This window comes from Arthrobacter sp. P4_F11, from assembly GCF_056401395.1.
Window position 1 is genome coordinate 1 of the sequence record NZ_JBFUJK010000015.1, and the last position, 16,108, is coordinate 16,108.

The 16,108-nt window shown below is 67.4% G+C and carries 17 protein-coding genes; 5 read left to right on the forward strand and 12 right to left on the reverse strand.

What is annotated here, in order from left to right:
- Nucleotides 1–254 precede the first annotated feature (254 nt).
- Together AC1DRO_RS16115 and exaC are read right to left on the reverse strand one after the other, a co-directional pair.
- Nucleotides 255–842 carry an adenylate kinase gene (locus AC1DRO_RS16115; RefSeq protein ID WP_476951691.1) on the reverse strand — a complete coding sequence of 196 codons (588 nt, stop codon included), beginning with the start codon at nt 840–842 and terminating at the stop codon, nt 255–257.
- An 88-nt stretch (nt 843–930) separates the two neighbouring features.
- Nucleotides 931–2,454, reverse strand: a complete 1,524-nt coding sequence (gene exaC / locus AC1DRO_RS16120) for an acetaldehyde dehydrogenase ExaC (RefSeq protein WP_476951602.1) — start codon at nt 2,452–2,454, stop codon at nt 931–933.
- Between the two features lie 183 nt (nt 2,455–2,637).
- Between exaC and AC1DRO_RS16125 the strand changes: the two genes are divergently transcribed.
- Nucleotides 2,638–3,261 carry a transmembrane-type terpene cyclase gene (locus tag AC1DRO_RS16125; RefSeq protein ID WP_476951603.1) on the forward strand — a complete coding sequence of 208 codons (624 nt, stop codon included), beginning with the start codon at nt 2,638–2,640 and terminating at the stop codon, nt 3,259–3,261.
- On the opposite strand, the gene AC1DRO_RS16130 is transcribed toward AC1DRO_RS16125, so the two are convergent.
- The 3 genes from AC1DRO_RS16130 to gluQRS are packed head-to-tail and all read right to left on the reverse strand — an operon-like array spanning nt 3,251 to nt 5,892.
- Nucleotides 3,251–4,252: an NADP-dependent oxidoreductase gene (locus AC1DRO_RS16130; RefSeq protein ID WP_476951604.1), complete on the reverse strand. Its 1,002-nt coding sequence runs from the start codon at nt 4,250–4,252 to the stop codon at nt 3,251–3,253. The two genes, AC1DRO_RS16125 and AC1DRO_RS16130, sit on opposite strands and share 11 nt — an antisense overlap.
- Nucleotides 4,253–4,254: 2 nt before the next feature.
- Nucleotides 4,255–4,935, reverse strand: coding sequence for an HD domain-containing protein (locus AC1DRO_RS16135; protein ID WP_476951605.1), 681 nt, complete (start codon nt 4,933–4,935; stop codon nt 4,255–4,257).
- A 9-nt stretch (nt 4,936–4,944) separates the two neighbouring features.
- Complete coding sequence (gene gluQRS / locus AC1DRO_RS16140) at nt 4,945–5,892, reverse strand: tRNA glutamyl-Q(34) synthetase GluQRS (RefSeq protein WP_476951606.1); 948 nt, start codon at nt 5,890–5,892, stop codon at nt 4,945–4,947.
- Nucleotides 5,893–6,225: 333 nt separating this feature from the next.
- Between gluQRS and AC1DRO_RS16145 the strand changes: the two genes are divergently transcribed.
- On the forward strand, nt 6,226–6,684 hold the full coding sequence (locus AC1DRO_RS16145; protein WP_176803545.1) for an Lrp/AsnC family transcriptional regulator: 459 nt from the start codon (nt 6,226–6,228) through the stop codon (nt 6,682–6,684).
- A 13-nt stretch (nt 6,685–6,697) separates the two neighbouring features.
- Here AC1DRO_RS16145 and AC1DRO_RS16150 read toward each other — a convergent pair whose 3' ends face one another.
- Nucleotides 6,698–7,153 (reverse strand): Lrp/AsnC family transcriptional regulator, encoded by a 456-nt coding sequence (locus AC1DRO_RS16150; RefSeq protein ID WP_079555658.1) that lies wholly within the window; start codon nt 7,151–7,153, stop codon nt 6,698–6,700.
- Between the two features lie 117 nt (nt 7,154–7,270).
- Between AC1DRO_RS16150 and AC1DRO_RS16155 the strand changes: the two genes are divergently transcribed.
- Nucleotides 7,271–7,930: a LysE family translocator gene (locus AC1DRO_RS16155; RefSeq protein ID WP_476951607.1), complete on the forward strand. Its 660-nt coding sequence runs from the start codon at nt 7,271–7,273 to the stop codon at nt 7,928–7,930.
- A 21-nt stretch (nt 7,931–7,951) separates the two neighbouring features.
- Here AC1DRO_RS16155 and AC1DRO_RS16160 read toward each other — a convergent pair whose 3' ends face one another.
- The 6 genes from AC1DRO_RS16160 to AC1DRO_RS16185 form a co-directional block, all read right to left on the reverse strand.
- Nucleotides 7,952–8,308, reverse strand: coding sequence for a nuclear transport factor 2 family protein (locus tag AC1DRO_RS16160; protein WP_476951608.1), 357 nt, complete (start codon nt 8,306–8,308; stop codon nt 7,952–7,954).
- A gap of 81 nt (nt 8,309–8,389) precedes the next feature.
- On the reverse strand, nt 8,390–9,439 hold the full coding sequence (locus AC1DRO_RS16165) for a hypothetical protein (RefSeq protein WP_476951609.1): 1,050 nt from the start codon (nt 9,437–9,439) through the stop codon (nt 8,390–8,392).
- Nucleotides 9,440–9,472: 33 nt separating this feature from the next.
- The gene (locus AC1DRO_RS16170) at nt 9,473–9,973 is read right to left on the reverse strand and encodes a DUF456 domain-containing protein (protein ID WP_243178055.1); all 501 of its coding nucleotides are present in this window, start codon (nt 9,971–9,973) and stop codon (nt 9,473–9,475) included.
- Nucleotides 9,974–10,087: 114 nt separating this feature from the next.
- Nucleotides 10,088–11,281, reverse strand: coding sequence for an NAD(P)-dependent malic enzyme (locus tag AC1DRO_RS16175; protein WP_476951692.1), 1,194 nt, complete (start codon nt 11,279–11,281; stop codon nt 10,088–10,090).
- A 302-nt stretch (nt 11,282–11,583) separates the two neighbouring features.
- Entirely contained in the window at nt 11,584–12,141 is a 558-nt protein-coding gene (locus AC1DRO_RS16180) for a TetR/AcrR family transcriptional regulator (protein WP_439954085.1), read from the reverse strand.
- Between the two features lie 181 nt (nt 12,142–12,322).
- Entirely contained in the window at nt 12,323–13,588 is a 1,266-nt protein-coding gene (locus tag AC1DRO_RS16185) for an MFS transporter (protein ID WP_476951610.1), read from the reverse strand.
- Between the two features lie 154 nt (nt 13,589–13,742).
- On the opposite strand from AC1DRO_RS16185, the gene rraA reads away from it, so the two are divergent.
- Nucleotides 13,743–14,219 carry a ribonuclease E activity regulator RraA gene (rraA, locus tag AC1DRO_RS16190; RefSeq protein WP_476951611.1) on the forward strand — a complete coding sequence of 159 codons (477 nt, stop codon included), beginning with the start codon at nt 13,743–13,745 and terminating at the stop codon, nt 14,217–14,219.
- A 101-nt stretch (nt 14,220–14,320) separates the two neighbouring features.
- Nucleotides 14,321–15,979: an MDR family MFS transporter gene (locus tag AC1DRO_RS16195; protein WP_476951612.1), complete on the forward strand. Its 1,659-nt coding sequence runs from the start codon at nt 14,321–14,323 to the stop codon at nt 15,977–15,979.
- Nucleotides 15,980–16,108: the final 129 nt, after the last annotated feature.

The window sequence follows — 16,108 nt, forward strand, 5'->3', positions numbered from 1 at the left end:
CCTCGTGGTCCCGGAACTGCCCAAAACCCGGTCCGGCAAAATCATGCGCCGCCTGCTCAAGGACGTCGCCGAAGGCCGCGAAGTTGGCGACGCGACCACCCTGGCAGACAACACGGTCATGGCCCAGATCGCCCAGTCACTGAAGAAATAGCCGGCTCGTTCCGATAGGGGTTCGTCGGCAGTGTTTGACTGGCCTGTTTGTCCGGCGGCGGCGCCGCCCACCGTGGTGGGCCGCGCCGCCGTCGTCGTCAGTGCTAGCGTCCGCTCACGACGGAGGTCTGAACGGGATGTTCCAGGCTCCGTATCACCCTGTTCGTGACGTCGTCGATCCCGCCCAAGCCGTCAACTTGGGCCAGTATGCCGCGCTCGGCATACTTCGCCACCACAGCTTCCGTCTGCCCGTGGTACAGGTCCAGCCGGTGGCGGATCACGGCCTCGTTGTCGTCGCTCCGGCCGGTTTCCTTGGCACGGTGCAGGAGACGGGAGACCAGTTCCTCGTCGTCGGCAGTCAACTGCAGGACGACGTCAAGAACCTGGTCTCCGGCCGCCAGAATGTCGTCCAGCTCGTCAACCTGGCATGTGGTGCGCGGGTAGCCGTCCAGCAGGAAGCCTGACGTGGCGTCTTCCTGCAGCAGCCTGTCCCGCACCATCTTGTTGGTCACGCTGTCCGGGACGAAGTCGCCGTTGTCGATGTACTGCTTTGCTTCCAGCCCCAGCGGCGTTCCGCCTTTGACGTTGGCTCGGAAGATGTCGCCGGTAGAGATCGCAACGACGCCGAGGCGCTCGGAAATCCGTTCCGCCTGGGTGCCTTTGCCGGATCCGGGCGGGCCAATAATCAACATTCTCGTCATTTGTGAGTCCTTCGTGGTGCCGTCGTTGAAAGGGGTGCGTCAAGGGCCCGCCGCTGTAGCGGCGGGCCCTTGAGCGGCTTTAGAAGAAGCCGAGCTTGTTCTCTGAGTGGCTGACCAGCAGGTTCTTGGTCTGCTGGTAGTGGTCCAGCATCATGGCGTGGTTCTCGCGGCCGATGCCGGAGGACTTGTACCCGCCGAACGCGGCACCGGCGGGGTAGGCGTGGTAGTTGTTGACCCACACTCGGCCGGCCTGGATCTCATGGCCGGCGCGGTAGGCGACGTTTCCGTTGCGGGACCAGACGCCGGCGCCGAGGCCGTAGAGGGTGTCGTTGGCGATACTGATGGCGTCGTTGTAGTCGTTGAACCGCGCCACCGACACGACAGGACCGAAGATTTCCTCCTGGAAAATCCGCATCTTGTTGTTGCCCTCGAAGATGGTCGGCTGGACGTAGAAGCCACCGGCCAGGTCTCCGTCGAGCTGTGCCTGGTTCCCGCCGGCGAGGATCCTGGCGCCCTCCTGGAGCCCGATGTCGATGTAGGACAGGATCTTCTCCATCTGGCCTACAGACGCCTGGGCACCGATCTGGGTGGTGGTGTCCAGCGGGTTGCCCTGGATGATCTGCTGCGTGCGGGCCACGGCGTCGGCCATGAAGGAATCGTAGATGTCTTCCTGGACCAGGGCGCGCGACGGGCTGCTGCAGACTTCGCCCTGGTTGAAGGCATACAGGGTGAAGCCCTCGAGGGCCTTGTCGTAGAACGCGTCATTGGTGTCGGCGACGTCGTTGAAGAAGATGTTCGGGCTCTTGCCGCCGAGCTCCAGCGTGACCGGGATCAGGTTGGCGCTGGCGTACTGGCTGATCAGCCGTCCGGTGGAGGTTTCGCCGGTGAAGGCGATCTTGCGGATACGCGGGCTGGAGGCCAGCGGCTTGCCGACCTCCGAGCCGAAGCCGTTGACGATGTTCAGCAGGCCGGCGGGCAGCAGGTCCGCGATGAGCTCGGCCAGCACCAGGATGGAGGCCGGGGTATTAGACGCGGGCTTGAGGACGACGGCATTGCCGGCGGCCAGGGCCGGAGCCATTTTCCAGACCGCCATGAGAATGGGGAAGTTCCAGGGAATGATCTGGCCCACGACGCCGAGCGGCTCGTGGAAGTGGTGGGCCGTAGTGTCCTCGTCGAGCTGGGACAGCCTGCCCTCCTGGGCCCGGATGGCGGAGGCGAAGTAGCGGAAGTGGTCCGCCGCGAGCGGGATGTCCGCGTTGAGGGTTTCGCGGATCGGCTTGCCGTTGTCCCAGGATTCGGCGACGGCGAGCATCTCCAGGTTCGCATCGATGCGGTCGGCGATCTTGTTCAGGACGGCGGCGCGCTCGGTGGCCGAGGCCTTGCCCCAGGAGGGTGCGGCTTTATGGGCGGCATCAAGCGCCAGCTCAACGTCGGCGGCTGCGCCTCGGGCCACCTCAGTGAATTGCTTGCCGTTCACCGGGGAGACGTTCTCGATGTACTGGCCGGTAGCAGGAGCCACCCATTCGCCGCCGATCCAGTTCTCGTAGCGGTCCTTAAACTGGACCTTGGATCCTTCTTTGCCGGGCTGGACATAAACAGTCATGGTTACTCCTCATGGGAAACAGACGTCTTCGTCCTGGCCGCAAGCCTAGAACTTCAAAGGTTGCGGCCACGCTGCAACGGGGCCGTCTGCTGCTCCCTGACCTTCCGCTGAGCGGCCTCTGCCAGCCATCGATATGCTCGCTGTGTCGGCACAAATTGACGCCTGTGCATGCGAGGAGGGACCGTGATCCTGTTTCTGACGGTCGTGAGCGGCCTGGCCTGGACCGTGGTCTACGTCGATGCCATCCGGATCGGCTTCAAGGACCGGAGCTACGCGATCCCGGCCGCCGCGCTGGCCCTGAATTTCGCCTGGGAGGCCATCTACGCCACGCGCTCCATCGCGACCGGAATCACCACCCAGGGGGTCTTCAATATCGCGTGGGGACTGGCCGACGTCGTGATTGTGTACACCTTCCTGAACTTCGGCCGCTCCGAGCTGCCGGCCTGGGTGACGCGGCGGCTGTTCATCGGCTGGGCGCTCCTGCTGGGCGTCACGTCCTTCGCGGTCCAGCTGCTGTTCGTCGTCCAGTTCGGCTGGGACGACGCGGCCCGCTACGCGGCGTTCCTGCAGAACCTGCTGATGTCCGGGTTGTTCATCGCCATGTTCGCCGCCCGGGCCGGCACCCGCGGCCAGACCCTGCTGATCGCCGTGGCCAAATGGATCGGCACCCTCGCGCCCACGATCGCGCTGGGCTGGTACGGCAACTCGCCCCTGATCCTGGGCGTGGGGGTGCTCTGCAGCGTCTTTGACCTGGTCTACATCGGCCTGCTGTGGCGGGCCCGGCAGCCAGGAGCCGCTAGAGGGTGACGACGATCTTGCCCTTGGCGTGGCCCTGTTCGAGCGCGGCAAAGGCTCCCCCAATTTCCGCGAACGGGTAGGTGCGGTCCATGACCGGCTGCACGTGGCCGGCGTCGACGAGGGCCGCCAGGGTGCGCAAATCATCCCCGCTGGGGTGCATGAACAGGTAACGGTAGCTGGCTTTCGCCTTGCGGGCGCGGCGGCGCATGCCCGTGCTCATCAGCCAGAACGCGGCGGTGATCACCGGCGGCGAGCCCAGGTCTTTCGTCGCGGTGAGCGGCTCGGGAACGCCGGCGATGGATACCACCCTGCCGCCGGGCCGAAGAATGCGGAAGGAATCCCTGAGGGTCACGCCACCGACCAGGTCCAGGACCGCGTCGAACCCGTGCAGTACCGCGGAGAAGTCATCCCGGTTGTAGTCGATGACGGCGTCCGCCCCCAGCCGGCGCACCAGCGCCTCGCCGCGGGCCGACGCCGTGGTGGTGACCTGGGCGCCGAGATACTTGGCGAGCTGGATGGCGAGTGTTCCCACCCCGCCGGCGCCGCCGGAGATGAAGAGCCGGGTGCCGCGGCCCACGGCAAGTTCATCGCGGAGGGCCTGCAGCGCAGTGAGCCCGGCCAGCGGCAGTCCTGCGGCCTCGGCGAATCCGAGCGACGCCGGCATGGCCGCCACTAATTCCTGCTGCACGCACACCAGCTCGGCGAAGGCTCCAAGCCTGGCCTTGTCCACCCGGGCGTAGACGCGGTCGCCGATGGAAAAGCGGTTGGGCCCGGGTCCGATTGCGTCGACCGTCCCGGCGAGTTCACAGCCGGCAACGATCGGCAGTCGGACATGGCTGATGGGCCGCAGCGCGCCCCGGCGGAACTTGAAGTCCACCGGGTTCAGCCCGGCCGCGGCGACCTTGATCCGGACGTCGCCCGGGCCTGGCTGGGGATCCGGAACATCCCGGAGTTCCATGGCGTCCGGGCCGCCGTAGCGTGTGAGGACGTAGGCCCGCATGCTCAGTCCCGTGCGGACCCGGTGTCGCCGGCCGGAGCATCGCCCGGCGCAGCTTCCGCGTCTGCTGCTACGGTCGTTGCCGCGTCTGCTGTCGGGGCGTCGTAGGAGAGGAACTCGTAGTCCGTGTCGTCCGCCTCATCGAGCATGTCGTCGAGTTCGTTCAACAGCCAGGGATTGATCCGGGCCAGGATTTTCCGGGTTTCCTCGACAGGAACGGCGGCGTAGAGCACCGGGCGGGCATCGTCGTAGCGGGTGACCGGGGGCTTGTCCGGCCACTTTTCGGCCAGCGCCTTGACCCGTTCGGGCAGCGAATTGTGCGCGTTGTCGGCAATCTTCACGAGCGTGGCGTCGTGGTCCTCGGCGATGTACCGGATGCCGGCCTGGTAGTCGTCCGGATTCTCATGCAGGCGCTTCGTGACCCGTTCGATGATGTCCGCGGCACGCTCGGAGACCCCCATGTCCAACAGCGCCTGCCGCGTCATCGGGGTGTCCTCGGCGATGTCGTGGAGGTACCCGGCGATCCGGATGTCGTCGTCGAAGTCTGCCAGGGCGTCCCCGACGGCGAGCACATGCTCCCGGTACGGCCGCTTGAGCTTGTCCTTCTGGCGGTTGTGGGCCACCTCGGCCAGGACCTTGGCTGTCTCGACAGTGAAGCGGGGCTGGGGGTGTGCGGACTCGGTCATGAATCCAGCCTACGCGCCGCGGCTGTCCGTCCCTGCCCGGAGGCCGGTTCCCGGATGCGCCCCCTTGTGCGCTCCCGGCACCCCGGGCCACACCCAGGGCTCGCGGGGCAGGGTGGCCGGGTCGAAGGCGGTGAGGACATCGTCGAGGCGGCCCGGCGGGAGGCCAAGGGAGTCCAGCAAAGTGTCCCGGACCTGGTCCGCGCCCACCCCGGCCAACGCCAGGTCGGCGAGCGTGACGGCGCCGTCGCGCTTGGCCAGCCTGGCACCGTTGGCGTTCAGTACCAGCGGCACATGCGCATATTCCGGAATAGGCATATTGAGAAGCGACGCCAAATATGCCTGCCGCGGCGTGGACGGCAGCAGGTCATCGCCGCGGACCACCTGGTCGATGCCCTGCGCGGCGTCGTCCACCACCACGGCCAGGTTGTAGGCGGTCACGCCGTCGTTGCGCCGGAGCACGAAGTCGTCGACCACCCCGGTGTAACTGCCGTGGAGCACGTCCCACACCGTCACCTCAGCCACGGTGGAGCGGAGCCGGACAGCCGGCGGCCGGGTGGCCCGCTTGGCCTCGCGCTCGGCACCGCTGAGGTTCCGGCACGTTCCCGGGTAGGCGCCCAGCGGAGCGTGCGGTGCCGAGGGGGCCTCCTGGATTTCGCGGCGGGTACAGAAGCACTCATACGTCAGGCCGGCCGCCGTCAGCTCCGCGATCGCCCCGTCATACAGGTGCTCACGCTCCGTCTGGCGCACGACGCCGCCGTCCCAGCTCACGCCGATCGCCGCCAGGTCGCGGAGTTGCTCGGCCTCGGCGCCGGCCCGGGCACGGTCCAGGTCCTCCACCCGCAGCAGGAACCGCCGCCCCCCGGACCGGGCGAACAGCCACGCCAGGATGGCCGTCCGGAGGTTGCCCACATGCAGTTCGCCGGAGGGACTGGGGGCGAAGCGGCCAGCTGAGGTCATGTGACTAGCCTATGTGGAGCAGCACAAGAGCCCCTCAGCTACCGATGACTTCGGGAAATCCGACGTCGGTGGCTCAGGGGCTCTTGCCGCGAGTGCGTTGTGCGGAAAGACGATGCGTGAACAAGAGTCAATCAGCGGCTGGTTCCTTGCGGGAGCCTCGTCCGGGGTCCGGGTGGTGTGCCGGGATGTCCGTAGCCTTCGGGATCGTGGCGGTGGCCTCGTCCCCTTGTTGTCACCATTTGAGCAGAAGCCCTACAGTTGGTGCAACGGACCGGCCCCAGAGTGGTCAATCTGATCAACCACAGCCCGGGCCGCGAACAGGAAGTGGTCATTTTGCAGGAGCTCGATGCGACGGACCGGCGGATCCTCGCCGCGCTGGACGAAGATCCCCGCGTGCCGGTCATGGTGCTGGCGCAAAAGCTGGGCCTGGCCCGCGGCACCGTCCAGTCCCGCCTGGAGCGGATGTCGGCGTCGGGCGCGCTCCGGCCGAACAGCAGCCGGGTGCTGCCGTCCGCCTTGGGCCGCGGCGTGGCGGCCGCGGTCAGCGCGGAACTGGACCAGAGCCACCTCAACGAGGCAATCGCCGCCCTGCGCAACATCCCGGAAGTGCTCGAATGCCATGCCCCGGCCGGCGATACCGATCTCCTGATCCGGGTGGTGGCCAAGAGCCCGGACGATCTCTACCGCGTGTCCGAGGAAATCCGGCTGTGTCCCGGAATCGTCCGGACCTCAACGAGCATGTTCCTGCGCGAGGTCATTCCCTACCGGACCACGGGACTGCTCGGCGCCTGAGCAGGCGGCCGCTTTAGACCGGCGGCCCGGCGTTGGCCTTCAGGTTCTTCATGACCAGCGTTGACGTCAGGCGCTCGACGCCGGGCAACGAGGTCAGTTCACTGTCGTAGAAACGCTGGTAGGAGGGCAGGTCCTCCGCAATGACCTTGAGCAGGTAGTCCGGCGACCCGAAGAGCCGCTGGGCCTCGACGATGTTGGGATTGCCGGCCACCCGGCTCTCGAAGATCTCCATGGTGGAACGGTCCACCTGGCGCAGGGTCACGAACACGATCGCCTCGAAACCGAGCCCCACCGCGGCCGGATCAATATCCGCCCGGTAGCCCCGGATGATCCCGGCGGCCTCCAGATCCCGCAGCCGGCGATGGCACGGAGCCACGGTCAACCCCACCTTGGCCGCCAGGGCCGTGGCAGTCATCCGGCCGTCCGATTTGAGGTAACGCAAAATACTTCTGTCAATGGCGTCAATCACGCAATTATGTTACCCAATAGCGGTGATTCACCAGTAAATAAGCGAGCACTTCGCGGCCGAATTTGCCTAGAGTTTTTCTTGTACCCGCCACGGGGTGCCGCACTCCTGGAGCCCGCCATGAACCCCCAGCTTTTCCTCGCCTTCCTGGTTGTCGCCGTCGCCCTGGCATGCACCCCCGGCGTCGACTGGGCCTATTCGATCGCGGCCGGGCTCCGGCAGCGCAGCTTCGCGCCCGCCGTCGCCGGGCTCTGCGGTGGCTACGCCCTCCACACGGCGCTGCTGGTGCTGGGACTGGCGGCACTGCTGGCCGGGATGCCCGGCGTGCTGGGCTGGCTGACGGCGGCGGGCGCCCTCTACCTGCTGTGGCTGGGCTTCAGCACCCTGCGGTCCTGGCGCGGGGCCAGCTTCAGCACCGGCACCGCTGCTCCCGGAGCCGCCACACCCGCGAGCCAGTTCCGGGTTTTCCTTCAAGGCATGGGCATCAGTGGGATCAATCCCAAGGGCCTGCTGTTCTTCGTGGCCCTGGTGCCGCAGTTCGTCAGCCCTGACGCCGCGTGGCCGGTTCCGGTCCAGTCGGGTCTGCTCGGGCTGACCTTCATCCTGCTCGTGGGCGTCATCTACAGCTGTGTGGCACTCCTGGCGCGGAAACTGCTGCAGGCCAGGCCGGGCGCAGCGCGCCAAGTGACGCTGGCCAGCGGGATCATCATGCTGGCCCTGGGCGCCTTGCTGCTCGGCGAGCAGATCGTGCCCGCTGTCAGCGCCATGACGCGCGGGTGAGGGCGCGAATCCGCCTAGGGGCTACTTGCGCTGCATGTACCACTCGGTGAAGGACGACGCGCGGCCGTCCGCGGTCAGTTGGATGACCCACAGGTTGTCATAGCTCCGGCTGTTGCCGCGGTACGTCGTCAGGCCCTGCACAAACGCCCGGCCGCCGTCGACCCCCAGCAGCTTCCACTCAAACATCCAGTCATCCGGCTCATCACGCCCGGCAAGCCAGTGCTCCACGATATCGTCCCGGCCCCGCCACGGTTCGGCTTCCTGGGGGTTGGTCGCATAGATGGCGTCCTCGGTAAACAGCGCCCGGATGTCCTCCGGATCGTTCGTCGTCCACGCTGTGATGTAGTGCTGCATCCAGCGCTCCACCGCATCTCTCATGCCTCGTTTGTACTCCGCACCCCAGGGGGCCGCAAGAGTAGTAGATACGTGGATTTGGCCGCGATCGGGCGTGGAAGCCCGTCAGTCGTCGTCAGCGCGCCCGTATTCGCGGTCCCAGAGTTCGTGCATTTCGGCGTCTTTGCGAATGGCTTTCACGGCCTCCAGCTGTGCAGGTTTGTGGCGCTGCCAGTCCCGGCCGCCGAGGGTCTTGCGGCCCGCCTCGAGGAGGAGCAGGGCGGTGTCCGTCAGCGCGTCGCTGCGGAGGGTGAAATCAGTCTTCCGGCGCCGCAGGACTTCCTGCAGGGCCGAACGGGAAGCGGTGTAGGCGCCGAGCCTGCGCAGCGACCGGGCACGCACCAGCAGCAGCGCCGCGGACAGATCGTCCGCGTTCAGCAGGCCCTCGGTCTCTGCCACCACGTCGACGTCGCGTCCCAGCTCGGCCTCCAGCGAACAGCGCGCCAGGGCGAGCGGCAACGACGGCGGCAGGCCGGCCAGCGCCGCCAGAGCCGCCTCCGTCTGGCCCGTCTCGCGCAGGGAATGGGACAGCGCCAGGAACACGGCCTCCTCGGAGAAGAGCACCGGAACCTCAATCCGCTCGGCCACCTCCACCCTGGTGACCACGCCGGCCAGGTACTCGCCGGCGTAGCGGTTGGCGTCCTCGTCGTTCCGCAATCTCAGGCCGTGCTGCAGGAGTTCGGACGCGCGCAGGTGCCCGCCATGGGCGTACGCCAGCAGCCCGGCCATGAGGTAGCACACCCCCGCCCAGCCGGGGTAGGAGCGGGCCAGGGTTATCAGGCGGTCAGGGTCGGTGCTGCCGAAGACGGCGGAGTGCACGGCTTTCATCCTCTTGGCCGAGGTCCGGCCCCCCACCCTGCCCAGCCGCGGCACCCCGCCTTCGGCGGCCAGCGTCCCGGGTGCCCGGCCCGCCATGAGTCCGGCCACCGCGCCGCCCACTGTGCCGGCCAGGCCGCGGACGGGCGTCCGGACCACTACCTTGCGGAACGGCGTCAAGTCGCGGGTGTCCGTGTACGGCCTGCGCTGGCCGTCGGGACGTTCGCCGTCAGCAAGCTGGCCAGGGGGAATGCGGCCGTCGGGAATGTGGGGGGCGGATTCGCCAAGTCCGGCGCTCATTCCCCCATGGTAATAGGCTCCGGCAGGCCGCTGCTAGGCCGCCGAGGCCACCCAGAGCCCGATCACCCAGGTGCTCGCGGCGAGGCACGCGAGGCCGAATTCCACGATCATGCCCAGGCCCGTGGCCTTCAGCGCGGCCCAGCTCGAGGCCACTGCTGTGCCGAACACGCGGGTCCGCTGCAGCTCGCTGAGCAGGAGCCCGGCGGCGAAGCCCACAAAGAGCCCCACCACGGGGATCACGAACATGCCGGCCACGCCCAGCACGAGGCCCACCACCACGGAACGGCTCGGGATGCTGTGCTCCTTGAGCTTCCGGCCGGTCAGGACGGTGCTGGCGGCCATGCCGGCCAGAACGAAAAGCATACCGATCCCGAAGACCACCCAACCGGTGGTCCCGGCGCCGCCCCACAGGGCCCAGGCAAGCAGGCTCGCCCCGATCAGGATGCTGCCGGGCAGAACGGGAATGATCGTCCCGGCAACGCCCACCACGATGGCGAGGCCGCAGAGCACTGTCACGACAATCTCGGGGTTCATCGCACCAGTCTATGGCCGGGCCCGGACGCTACCAGGAACGACAGCGGCGACGCTCCCCCTCAGGGAAGCGCCGCCGTCGTCGTCCGGTGTCGGATGATTTCTGACGCGGTCCGGCTACTCGGCGGCCACCGCCGCGGCGACTGCCGCGGAGACAGCCGGGGCCACGCGCGGATCCAGCGGGCTGGGCACGATGTAGTCCGTGGAAAGGTCATCCTCGGCCAGTTCCGCGATGGCCCGGGCCGCGGCGAGCTTCATGGCCGGCGTGATCCGGCGGGCGCCGGCGTCGAGGGCGCCGCGGAAGATGCCGGGGAAGGCCAGGACATTGTTGATCTGGTTCGGGAAGTCGCTGCGTCCGGTGGCGACGACGGCCGCGTACTTGGTCGCGACCTCCGGCAGGACTTCCGGGTCCGGGTTCGACAGGGCGAACACGATCGAGCTGTGGTTCATCAGCTTGAGGTGCTCCTCGTCCAGCTTCGAAGAGGAGACCCCGACGAACACGTCGGCGCCGAGCAGCGCCTCCCCCGGGCCGCCTGTCACGCCACGCGGGTTGCTGCGGGCGGCGAGCTGGGCCTTCTTGCTGGCCGGATCGGCGGCGATGTCCGCGCGGTCCTTGTTGATGGTGCCGCGGGAGTCCAGGAGGACGACGTCGCCGATCCCGGCCGTCAGCAGGATTTCGGCGACCGCGATCCCGGCGGCCCCGGCGCCGGAGACCACCACACGCAGGCTGTCGAGGGTCCGGCCGGTCACCTTGGCGGCGTTGGTCAGGGCGGCGAGGACCACGACGGCGGTGCCGTGCTGGTCATCGTGCATGACCGGGCAGTCCAACGCCTCGATGAGTTTCTCCTCGAGTTCGAAGCAGCGCGGCGCGGCGATGTCCTCAAGGTTGACCGCGCCGAAACTGGGGCGCAGCCGGACAAGAGTCTCGATGATTTCGTCGACGTCGGTGGTGTTGAGGACCAGCGGGATGGAGTCGAGTTCGCCAAAGGCCTTGAACAGCGCGGACTTGCCCTCCATCACGGGCAGCGAGGCGCTGGCGCCGATGTTGCCCAGCCCCAGCACGGCCGTGCCGTCGCTGACCACCACCACGAGGCGCTGTGCCCACGTGAGCGTCTTGGCGAGCTCCGGGTTGGCGTGGATGGCGCGGCTGACCTGGGCGACACCGGGGGTGTAGGCGATGGAGAGGTCGCGCTTGCTGGCAAGCGGGACGGTGCTGGAAATCGACAGCTTGCCGCCCTCGTGGGATGCGAAGATTTCCTCGTCGCTGAGCACGGCTACTGCCTCAGCCGGGGAGGTGGAATCGGCGGGAATGATCGTTTCAGTGGACACGTCGTTGTCTCCTGGGGCTCACCGTGGGCACACGGCTCATGGAAGCTCAAGCAAGGATGCTCAAGTTGGTCTGGCAGGGGCGGCGGCGACCAGAGGTGGCGGTCGCCGGTGTTTCCCCGAATTGCCGGCGTCAGCCGGCTCCGGTCCAGCAATGGTAAACAGGACATCGCACCCGTTACGCCCGCCGGGAGCGTTACCGCCCCTTGGTGAAACGTTTCTTCACCAGAATATGTGATCCGGATCACACGCGTGAGGGCACATTCCGGACCGCTGGTCTAGACCAGTTACGCGGCCTGCGGGGCCCGCTGCAGGAGGGAACAGGCCTTCTTCAGGTCCTCCTCCGCTTCGAAGAGGGACAGCCGGCGGCAGCGGACGGCCTGGACCAGGCCCGTAACCGTCAGCAGCAGGACCCGGGCCACGGCCGGGTCGCCGCACGCCGCAGTCACTGCCTTCTCGGCCGTCGCATCGATCTCGCGCAGCAGCCGCGTTGTGTCGTTGTCCTTGACGTAGACCGCCCGGTTGAGGGACTGCTCCACGGCGGGCTGCATCAGGCGCATGTGGAAGATCTCCATCACCACTCCCGCGAGGGCCTGGGCCGCGACCTTGCCGGCCGCCGGCGAGCTCCCCGCGAGCAGTTCGCCCAGTTGCTTGCGGTACAGCGCCAGGACCAGCTGGGTGGCCGACGGGAAGTAGCGGTACAGCGTCCCCAGTGGCACGTCCGCCTTGGCTGCCACCTCGGACAGGACCACGGAGTCCAGGCCCTTGCGGGCAAACCCCGCGGCGACATCGAGGATCCGCACGTAACGGAGCCGCTGCCGGGGCAGAGTGGGTGGAGGGGCCATCGGTGGAAGATCTGAGTGAAAATCAGGCATCAGCAGCGTTCCGGGGGTCGTTTTTCTCGGCAGCCGGGCGCGGTCCGCCCACCGCGCTGCCGCGGCAATTGCCGTCCACTATACGCCACGAATCCGGGGGCCCGGCGAGTAGACCGGGGCGCCGAAGCCCCCCGTACGGAACGCGGGCGGCTCAGTCCACGCCCTTGATCTTCACCACGAACACGGCCCCCAGAAGCCCAATTACGGCGGCCGCCACGTACAGCGCCACATAGCCGCCCCAGAAGGCAACAAAGGGGTACGCGATCAGCGGGGCGAGCACTTGCGGCAGCGAGTTGGCAATGTTGATGACGCCAAGATCCCTGCCCCGGTTCAGGGCCGTGGGCAGCACCTGGGTAATGAGGGCAAAGTCCACCGCCAGATAGCAGCCGAAGCCGATGCCGAGCACGGACGCGCCGATCAGCGCACCCGGCCAGGTGGGGGCGAAGGCAAGAATGAGGGAGGCTGCGGCGATCACGGCGGAAGAGATGATGACCAGCGGCTTCCGGCGGCCCAGGCGGTCGCTCAGCCGGCCGCCGACCACGCTGGTGATGATCACCATGACCGCATACAGGCCCGTGAGGATCAGGACGCCAAACTCGGGCTCGATACCCTGGGTTTCGCGGACGCGGACGGCGTCGTTGAGGAAGAACAGCAGGTAGAGGGTGACCATATGGTTGCCGATGTTCACCAGGAGCCGAGTCAGCCAGGCCCAGGCAAAGTCCGGATGGCGGGCCGGGGAAATCCAAAAACCCCGCACAAAGCCGCCCAGGCTGAACGGCGGACGGGCCTGCGCAGGCAGCGGGACGTCGTCGTTCTTGAAGTAATAGAGCACGACGCCGGCGAGCAGCGCCACCGCGCAGACAACATACCCCGCGGCGAAGTTTCCGGCGACGGCGGCGGCGATCACCGCCCCTGCCAGGATTCCCGCTGTCTGGCCCATGGCGGCAAGGCCGCCGACCATGCCGCGCTGGGGTACCGGCACGCGGTCCGGGATGGCCGCCGTGATGGCCGCATAGGCGCCGTTGCAGCCGGCCTGGACCAGGCACCAGAGCAGCGTCATTGCGGCAACGCCCGGAGCGCCGGCCAGCGCGATCAGGGCCGCGGCACCCAGGACGGCACCGAAGAGCACCCACGGCACCCGCCGCCCCCGGCGCGCGGTGGTCCGGTCGCTGAAGGCGCCGAAGAGGGGGTTGGCCACCAGGGACACGGCCGCCCCCGCGCCCGTCACGAGGGCGAGGATGGCTTCCTTGTCCGGTTCGCTGAAGGCTGCCGCCTGTTGGCCGAGGAGCACCTGGAGCGGGCCGAAGAATGCCGCGTTGATGCCGACGTTGACCAGCACCACCCCTGCCGTCCAGACAGGCCGGACGCGGCGTTCGGGTTCGGCGAGCGCCGGCGCGGTGGTATCGGACATGCTCATGGCTCCCCCTGGAACTGATGATCAGGCATATGTATCAGTGCGCAGCCAGACTACCGGGACTCGGCAGATCTGGGTGCAATGTGCGAGTCTCGGTCATGAAACACGCTGCCAACCCGCTCTGCCACGCCATCCGGTTAACACGCAAGGAGTCACTGTGAACGCTTCCGCCCTGAATACTGCAGACCTTTACGACGAGCGCGGCGGGGAGCTGGAATCCGTGTCGGTGCAGTTCCAGTCCCTGGGCGGGCACACGCACTTCAGCGGACCGGTCCGGACCATTCGCTGCTTTGAGGACAACGCGCTGGTCAAGACCGTGCTGGCCACTCCCGGCAACGGCTCCGTCCTGGTGGTCGACGGCGCCGGTTCCCTCCGCACGGCACTGATGGGGGACATGATCGCGGCGAGCGCCGTCGCGAACGGCTGGGCCGGCGTCGTCATCAACGGTGCCATCCGGGACCGGCTCGCCATCGCGGGGCTGCCGCTCGGGGTCAAGGCACTGGGCAGCAACCCGCGCAAGAGCGCCAAGGACGGCGCCGGGGCAATCGACGTGCCCCTGGAGATCGACGGCGTGGCCATCCGCCCCGGCGTGATGATCTGGTGCGATCCGGACGGGATCCTGGTCGAACGGTAAGGACTTTCTTCTCCCGAGGTAGTGGCGGGAACAATTCAGCCAGTAACATAGTTACTGAAAGCAACTATCCGCTTAATCCCCCACTTCACCTTGGAGCAGTCATGTCCAAAACCACCTCCGTGCGCGCCGCGGGAGAGGTCCTGACCCACCGTCAGACCATCACCGTCATGGTGGGACTCATGCTCGGCATGTTCCTGTCTTCGCTGGACCAGACGATCGTGTCCACCTCGATCTACACGATCGCCAACGACCTCGACGGCCTCTCCCTGCAGGCCTGGGCCACCACCGCCTACCTCATCACCTCCACGGTGAGCACGCCGCTCTACGGCAAGCTCAGCGACATCTTCGGGCGCCGCCCGCTGTATCTCATCGCCATCGTGATCTTCCTCGCCGGTTCGCTCTACGCCGGCTCGGTCCACTCGATGACCGAACTCGCCATTGCCCGCGGCATCCAGGGCATGGGCGCCGGCGGCCTCCTGGCCCTCGCCCTGACCATCATCGGCGACATCGTGCCGCTCAAGGACCGGGCCAAGTACCAGGGCTACTTCATGTCGGTCTTCGGCATCTCCTCCGTCCTGGGCCCGGTGATCGGCGGCGCCTTCGCGGGCACCGAAACGATCCTCGGGATCGACGGCTGGCGCTGGGTGTTCCTGATCAACATTCCGATCGGCCTCGCGGCCCTCACGGTGGTGTTCATGTACCTGCACCTCCCCGCCAAGCACGTGAAGCAGAAGATCGACTACTGGGGCGCCGCGGCCATCACGCTGGCCATTGTGCCGCTCCTCCTCGTGGCCGAACAGGGCCGCACCTGGGGCTGGAGCTCCGCGAACTCCTACCTCTGCTACGGGCTCGGCGTCGTGGGCATCATCGCGTTCCTGCTGGCCGAACGGCACGCCGCCGACTACGCGCTGATCCCGCTCCGGCTGTTCCAGAACATCACCTTCGGCCTCTCCTCGCTGCTGAACTTCATCATCGGCATCGGCATGTTCGGCGCCATCGCAATGCTGCCCATGTACCTGCAGCTGGTCAAGGGCCTGACCCCCACCGAGGCCGGCCTCATGATGATCACCTTCACCGTGGGCATCCTCACCGGCTCCATCACAGCGGGCCGGACCATCTCGGCCTCGGGCACCTACCGGATCTTCCCGATCCTTGGCACCGCTACGCTGACGGTGGCCGCCGTCGTCATGGGCCTCTCCCTCGGCGTGGACACCCCGCTGTGGGTTCCCGGCGCCATCGCCGTGTTCTTCGGCCTGGGACTGGGCTTCTGCATGCAGCCCCTGACGCTGGCCATGCAGGTCTCCGTGCCCTCGAAGGACATGGGCGTGGGCACCTCCTCCGCCGCGTTCTTCCGCTCCATGGGCGGCGCGGTTGGCACGGCCGTGTTCATCTCGATGCTTTTCAGCCTCGCGGCGGACAAGATCGCCACGGGCATGAAGGACGCCGCGCAGAATGCCGACTACCTCAAGGTGCTCAAGGATCCGGCCGTGGCCGCCGACCCGGCCAACGCCCAGCTCTACGAGTTCTTCAAGAACGGCGCCAGCAACGACTCACTCAACGACACCAGCTGGCTGCACACCGCCAACGCGACGCTGACGCGCCCCATCACCGAGGGCTTCGCGCAGTCGATCGACGCCGTCATGCTCACGGCCGCCGTGCTCACCGGCATCGCCTTCCTGATCACGTTCGCCCTGCCGAACAAGAAACTCACGGACCCGAAGGTGGTTGCCCGGGAGGGTGCCGTGGCCGCCGCCCACTAGGGCGGTCCCGAGGTCTGGAACACGACGACGGCAGGCAGTCTTCTGGACCGCCTGCCGTCGTCATCTGCCCTCAGGCGCAGCAGCTTCAAAGTGTATGTTTCGTCTCACTTTCCGGTGGTTGTGACAGGC